The organism is Serratia grimesii NBRC 13537, from assembly GCF_001590905.1.
Classification (GTDB): domain Bacteria; phylum Pseudomonadota; class Gammaproteobacteria; order Enterobacterales; family Enterobacteriaceae; genus Serratia; species Serratia grimesii.
Window position 1 is genome coordinate 175,501 of the sequence record NZ_BCTT01000015.1, and the last position, 6,758, is coordinate 182,258.

At 58.3% G+C, this 6,758-nt stretch carries 6 protein-coding genes; all 6 read right to left on the reverse strand.

The features are described 5' to 3' along the window. Window positions 1-47: 47 nt before the first annotated feature. Window positions 48-854, reverse strand: a complete 807-nt coding sequence (locus SGR01S_RS19480; protein ID WP_061808332.1) for an ABC transporter permease — start codon at window positions 852-854, stop codon at window positions 48-50. Then, complete coding sequence (locus SGR01S_RS19485) at window positions 844-1,782, reverse strand: ABC transporter permease (RefSeq protein ID WP_370452814.1); 939 nt, start codon at window positions 1,780-1,782, stop codon at window positions 844-846. The genes SGR01S_RS19480 and SGR01S_RS19485 overlap by 11 nt, the downstream gene beginning before the upstream one ends. A 7-nt stretch (window positions 1,783-1,789) precedes the next feature. Then, the gene (locus SGR01S_RS19490) at window positions 1,790-2,818 is read right to left on the reverse strand and encodes an ABC transporter ATP-binding protein (RefSeq protein ID WP_037417470.1); all 1,029 of its coding nucleotides are present in this window, start codon (window positions 2,816-2,818) and stop codon (window positions 1,790-1,792) included. 54 nt (window positions 2,819-2,872) lie between these two features. After that, window positions 2,873-4,027: a putative ABC transporter substrate-binding protein YdcS gene (ydcS, locus tag SGR01S_RS19495; RefSeq protein ID WP_061808333.1), complete on the reverse strand. Its 1,155-nt coding sequence runs from the start codon at window positions 4,025-4,027 to the stop codon at window positions 2,873-2,875. A 62-nt stretch (window positions 4,028-4,089) separates the two neighbouring features. After that, on the reverse strand, window positions 4,090-5,553 hold the full coding sequence (locus SGR01S_RS19500) for a gamma-aminobutyraldehyde dehydrogenase (RefSeq protein WP_037417465.1): 1,464 nt from the start codon (window positions 5,551-5,553) through the stop codon (window positions 4,090-4,092). A 115-nt stretch (window positions 5,554-5,668) separates the two neighbouring features. Continuing rightward, complete coding sequence (locus tag SGR01S_RS19505) at window positions 5,669-6,592, reverse strand: LysR substrate-binding domain-containing protein (RefSeq protein WP_012146355.1); 924 nt, start codon at window positions 6,590-6,592, stop codon at window positions 5,669-5,671. Window positions 6,593-6,758: the final 166 nt, after the last annotated feature.

Here is a 6,758-nt window from a genome sequence, read left to right on the forward strand (position 1 = left end):
AGGGTTATCCTTTTGTAAGATGTCTGGTACGCATTAGGGTCAAGAGGCTATTTGCCGCTGCCGGCGACGCTTTCGCCGCCCTTGGTCAGGTAATAGGCTCCCAAAATCGGGATCATGGTCAGCAACATCACCGACAGCGCCACTACGTTGGTGATGGGCACATCGCGCGGGCGACCGAGTTGATTCAGCAGCCACAGCGGCAGCGTGCGTTCATGCCCGGCAGTAAAGGTGGTGACAATGATTTCATCAAACGACAGCGCGAACGCCAGCATGCCACCGGCCAGCAATGCTGACCCCAGGTTGGGCAACATCACGTAGCGGAAGGTTTGCCAACCGTCGGCGCCGAGATCCATAGATGCCTCGATCAGGCTATGGGAGGTCCGGCGGAAACGAGCGATGACATTGTTGAACACGATCACCACGCAGAAGGTGGCATGCCCAATCACGATGGTCATTACGCCCGGTTCGATATTTAGCGCCTTGAACGCCGCCAGCAGCGCCAGACCGGTAACAATGCCCGGCAGCGCGATCGGTAGCAGCAGCAACAGTGAAATGCTGTCTTTACCGAAGAAATCACGCCGGTACAGCGCCGCCGCCGCCAGGGTGCCCAGTACCAGCGCCACCGCCGTCGCCAGCGCAGCAATCTGCGCGGAAAGCAGCATCGCATCGATAATGTCCTGCCGACCGGCAGCAACACTGAACCAATGCAACGTGAAACCCTTCGGTGGGAAGCTGAACGCCGCGTCCTCGGTGTTGAAGGCGTAGATGGCGATAATCGCCAGTGGGAAATGCAGGAAAATCAGACCGCCCCAGGCGGCCAGTTTCAGCCCTAATGGCGCGCGCTCAGAGTGCATCGAAGGCCCCCAGACGTTTCACAATGGAAAGATAAATCGCGATCAACACAATCGGTACCAGGGTAAAGGCTGCTGCCATCGGCATATTGCCGATCGCCCCTTGCTGGGCGTACACCATGCTGCCGATGAAATAGCCCGGTGGCCCCACCAGCTGCGGCACAATAAAGTCCCCCAACGTCAGCGAGAAGGTGAAGATCGACCCGGCGGCAATGCCCGGCACCGCCAGCGGCAGGATCACGTAACGGAAAGTCTGCGATGGACGTGCCCCCAGATCCGCCGAAGCATGCAGCAACGAAGGCGGCAGGCGTTCCAGCGCCGCCTGGATCGGCAAGATCATGAACGGCAGCCAGATATAAACAAACACCAGAAAACGCCCCAACCCGGAGGTCGACAGGGTATTGCCCCCAACGCCCGGCACGGTGAGGATTGCCGCCAACACCGGCTCCAGCCCCAGATGTTGCAGGAACCACTGCGCCACGCCATCCTTTGCCAGCAGCAGCGTCCAGGCGTAGGCCTTGACGATATAGCTGGCCCACATCGGCATCATCACCGCGATATAAAAGAACGCTTTGACGCGGCCACTGGTGTAACGCGCCATGTAGTAAGCAATCGGGAACGCCAACACCGCACTGGCCAGCGACACCAGTACCGCCATCGTCAGCGTGCGCAGGATGATGTCGTAGTTGGCCGGGTTGAACAGCGCCCGCAGGTTATCGAAGGTTAGATCCGGCGTCACCGTCATGGTGAAGTCGTCGAAGGTATAAAACCCCTGCCACAGCAGCGTCAGTAATGAGCCAAGGTACACCGCGCCGAACCACAACAGCGGTGGAACCAGTAACAGCAGCAGGTACAGCGTCGGCCGGCGGTAGAGGAAGGTCGACAGGGTGCGCAAGGTACCGCGGCGCGGCGCGGGATAGTCGATGCTCATCTCCATCTCACCTCTCCTCCAGCAGTGGCACCATCGCCTCACGTGACCAGCAGGCGGTGACCGGCTGACCGATCAGGTGCTGCTGCCCGTCGGCGTGCCACTGAGGATTCGCCTCACTGACCAGCAGTTTCTCACCGCTGCTCAACGCAATTTCATAGCGCGTGGCCGCGCCCTGGTAATGGATCTCTTGCAGCAATCCCTGCACCTGGATTTCACCCTGTGCAACACCGGACTGACCCATTAAGCGAATATGTTCGGGACGGATCGAGAAGGTGGCAGTCTGGCCGAGCAAGCGCTGCGCCAACTCGCTGCGCACCACGTTAGAGGTGCCGACAAACTCGGCGACGAACGGTGTCTTCGGTCGCATATACAGCTCACGCGGCGCATCCACCTGTTCGATTCGCCCGTTGTTGAACACTGCCACCCGGTCGGACATCGATAGCGCTTCGCTCTGATCGTGGGTGACGAAAATAAAGGTGATACCCAGTTGGCGCTGCAGCTTTTTCAGCTCGCCCTGCATCTGTTCGCGCAGCTTGAGATCCAACGCGCCCAGCGGTTCATCCAGCAACAGCACCCGCGGTCGATTCACCAGTGCGCGGGCCAGTGCAACACGTTGGCGCTGACCGCCAGAAAGGTGCGCCGGTTTACGCTCGGCCACGAACCCCAGCGCCACGCTGTCCAGCGCTTCCTGTGCCCGCGCCAACCGTTCACGTTTGGCTACGCCCTTCACCATCAATCCGTAGGCGACGTTTTCCAGTACCGACATGTGCGGGAACAACGCGTAATCCTGAAATACGGTATTCACGTCTCGTTGATACGGCGGCAGGTTGGCCGCCTCCTGGCCGTGAATGCGGATCGAACCGGCACTGAGTTGTTCAAAGCCGGCGATCAGTCGCAGGCAGGTGGTTTTGCCCGAGCCCGAAGGCCCAAGCATGGAGAAAAATTCCCCGTCTTGTATTTCGATAGAAACCCGGTCTACGGCGCGAACCTCGCCGAAGCTCCGCGAAACATCGATAAATTGCACGGCAATGGTCATGATCTGCGCTCCTGAAAGGCATTAATCGGGCGTAGCAGGCTACGCCCCCGCGGGTTAGCGGCCGCCCATGATGGCGATATAGTCCTGGGTCCAGCGGCTATATGGCATAAATTTTCCGCCCTGCGCCTGTGGCGTTTTCCAGAAGGCAATCTTGTCGAACTGATTGAACCCGTTGGTTTCGCAGCCCTTGTCGCCCAGTAACGTGCTGGCCTTGCAGCCCGCCGGTGATGCCGGTACCGAACCAAACCAGGCGGCAACGTCGCCCTGTACTTTCGGCTCCAGCGACCAGTTCATCCACAGGTAAGCACAGTTCGGATGCTTGGCATCGGCGTGCAGCATGGTGGTGTCCGCCCAACCTGTAACCCCCTCTTTTGGGAACACGGTACCAATCGGCTGGCCTTCCCCTTTAAGGGCATTGGCCTGATACGGCCAGGCGCTGGAGGCCACTACACCTTCGTTTTTGAAATCGCTCATCTGAACCGAGGTGTCATGCCAGTAACGGTGGATCAAGGCATGCTGGGTGCGCAACAGCTTCAAGGCGGCCTGATACTGCTCTTCGTTCAGCTGGTACGGATCGCTGATGCCAAGCTGCGGTTGCGTGGCCTTCAGGAACAGCGCCGCATCGGCAATGTAAATCGGCCCGTCGTAGGCCTGCACCCGGCCCTGATTGGTCTTGCCGTCCGGCAGGTTTTGTTGCTGGAACACTACCGCCCAGCTGTCTGGCGGGGTCGGGAAGGTTTTGGTGTTATACATCAGCAGGTTTGGCCCCCACTGATAAGGCGTGCCATAGGTTTTGCCATCTACGGTGTACCAGGCACCGTTCAGCAAACGCGGATCTATATTTTTCCAGTTGGGGATCAGCGCAGGATTGATTGGCTGCACCCGTTTACCGAAGATCAATCGCAGCGAGGCATCGCCGGAAGCGGTGACCAGGTCATAGCCGCCCTTGGCCATCAGGCTGACCATTTCGTCGGAGGTTGCGGCGGTTTTCACATTCACCGCACAGCTGGTTTGTTTTTCAAACTGGCTGACCCAGTCATAATTTTTATCGGACTGGCCACGTTCGATATAACCTGGCCAAGCGATGATATCCAGGCGCCCTTCGCCTTTGCCCAGCGCCTGCGGCAAGTCGGCCGCCTGGGCCAGGCCGCAAAGCACGGTGAAACAGAGTGCGGAAACTGTGGTGGTGACTGCGGTAGTTTTTCCCATCGTAATGACCCCTGTGTTGCGTATCGTTTTGCGGCAGGGAACGGCTGCCGCTGTCGTTTTCATTAGAAGCTGGCTTTAAATTTCGCCATTACATGCCTGACTACGCTGTAGTCTTGCAGTGAATCACTGGAAAGATCTTTGCCGTAGCCGGAGCGTTTCAGACCCCCGTGTGGCATCTCACTGGCCAGGGTGAAATGGGTGTTGATCCAGGTGCTGCCGTATTGCAGATGCGCAGCGATATGCAGCGCCCGATCGATATTCTGCGTCCAGACCGACGAGGCCAGGCCGTATTCGGAATCGTTTGCCCAGTTAACCGCCTGCTCCAGATGTTCAAAGCGGGTGACGCTCACCACCGGGCCGAACACCTCGCGCTGGACGATTTCGTCGCTTTGCAGGCAGCCGGCCAGCAGCGTGGGTTGGTAGTAGAAGCCCGGGCCGGAGTGCGCGGCGGCACCGGTAATCAATTCAATATGCGGCTGGCTGAGCGCCCGTTCGACAAAGCTGGCAACGCGATCGCGCTGGCGGCTGCTGATCAGCGGACCGATTTCGTTATCTTCATCACGCTTACGAGCAAAACGCAGGCTGGCCACCGCCTCGCCCAGTGCCTCTACCAGCTTCGGATAGATCCCCGCCTGCGCGTAGATGCGGCAAGCAGCGGTGCAATCTTGTCCAGCGTTGTAATAGCCGTAGGTACGGATGCTGTTAACCACTTCGTCCAGATCGGCATCGTCACAGACAATCACCGGTGCCTTGCCGCCCAGCTCGAGATGCGTGCGTTTGACGCTTTTCGCCGCGGCTTGCAGAATTTTTTGCCCGGTGACAATATCGCCGGTCACCGAGACCAAACGCACCTGCGGATGCCCGACCAGATGGCTTCCGACCCCTTCTCCGCCGCCATAGATGATATTCAGCACGCCCGGCGGCAGGATGTCCTGCAGTGCAGGCACCAGCGCCAAAATGGTCAAGGGAGTATGTTCAGAAGGTTTGAATACCACGGTGTTGCCCGCCGCCAGCGCTGGTGCAATCTTCCAGGCCGCCATCATCAGCGGGTAGTTCCAGGGCGCAATTGAGGCCACCACGCCGATCGGGTCGCGGCGGATCATCGAAGTGTGCCCTTCAATGTATTCACCCGCCAGTTGCCCCTGCTGAGTACGCACCGCGCCGGCAAAGAAACGAAACACGTCGACGGCCGCCGGCAGGTCATCATTGAGCGCCTGATGCAACGGCTTGCCGCAGTTAAGCGCTTCCAGACCAGCCAGGCGCGGGGCCTGCCGTTCGATGGCGTCGGCAATGCGCAGCAGAATAGAAGCACGAAAGGCCGGTGTGGTGCGCGACCAGTGGCTGAAAGCCTGCTGTGCCGCCTTAACCGCACTGCCCACCTGCGCCGATGAAGCTTCGGTGATGGAAACCAGCGTTTCGCCATTGGCCGGATTAACGATGCACTCCTGCTGGCCTTCGCCTTCGACCGACTGACCGTTAATGAACTGCTGACAGGATAAACCTGAAAGGAGGTGCACATCTGCCATCGTGTATTGCCCCTAAGTGACCAAAACGTTAACCAAATGTGAATAAGTTAGTTTCAATCAGACTAAGCGAGCATCAGGCAGCCAACAAATTCTAAATACTGAACGCCGCGTTCGATTAAATCGAATGCTTCAGCCCAGCGGCATGCATATTGCCGTTTTCACGGGCAATGGTGAGGAAAGGTGTGACCAGTTCCGGCCGCGCACTGCCGCGTCGCCAGGCCAGGCCGATGTCCAGCGGCTCCAGCAGATCCACCAGCTTGCGAGCCTCAATCATATTGCCCTCCAGCGACCAGGCGCGGTAAGCCATATCCGGTAAGATTGAGACCCCCATGCCTGCCGCTACCAGGCTGCGTACCGCTTCTGTCGAACCGGTTTTCATGGCAATCTCCGGTTTCACCCCGGCGCGCGCCCAGATACGGCGCGCATGTACGTCCATTTCGTCGGCGTTAAGCTGGATCAGCGGCAGCTTCGCCACATCCGCCAAGCCAATACTTTCATGATCCAGCAGTGGATGTAGCGGCGGCAGCCACAGACGATAAGGCGAGTGCATCAGCACTTCAGTCTGTAGCGCATCGCGGTCTTCGATATTCGACAGTATCAGCACACCGATGTCGATCTCCCCGCTCACCAGCAGGTGTTCAATATAAGGACGTTCATCTTCGATCATCTGAATGGTGACATTGGGATAGGCCGACTTAAACCGCTTGAGCAGCTCGACCAAGAAATACCCGGCCACCAGACTGGTCACACCGATGGTCAGCTTGCCGGTCAGGCTTTCGGTCCCCAATTGCAGGCTGCGTTTGGCATTATCCACCGTGGCGAGGATCAGATAAGACTGGCGGAGAAACTGGTGGCCCTGGTGCGTCAGGTTCATGCCCTTGGCATGGCGATCAAACAACCGTACGCCAATGTCGGTCTCCAGTTGCTGAATGGCCAGTGTCAGCGAAGATTGGGAAACAAACACCGCCTGCGCGGCGGCGGAGATCGATCCGGTTTCCGCCACCGCAATAAAATGGCGGATTTGGCGTAGCGTCATCATGGGTCACAACCTCAATCAAAACAGTTGGGCTGAGTGTAAGATACCGTGCGGGAAGCGATCGGAAAAACTACCAAAAACGCGACAGCCTTCGCTTTTTTAGAATGCAGATAACGGAAATGATCGAGCGATCAATCGTTGGGAGGTTTTTAGCGGGGTATAAGAAGCC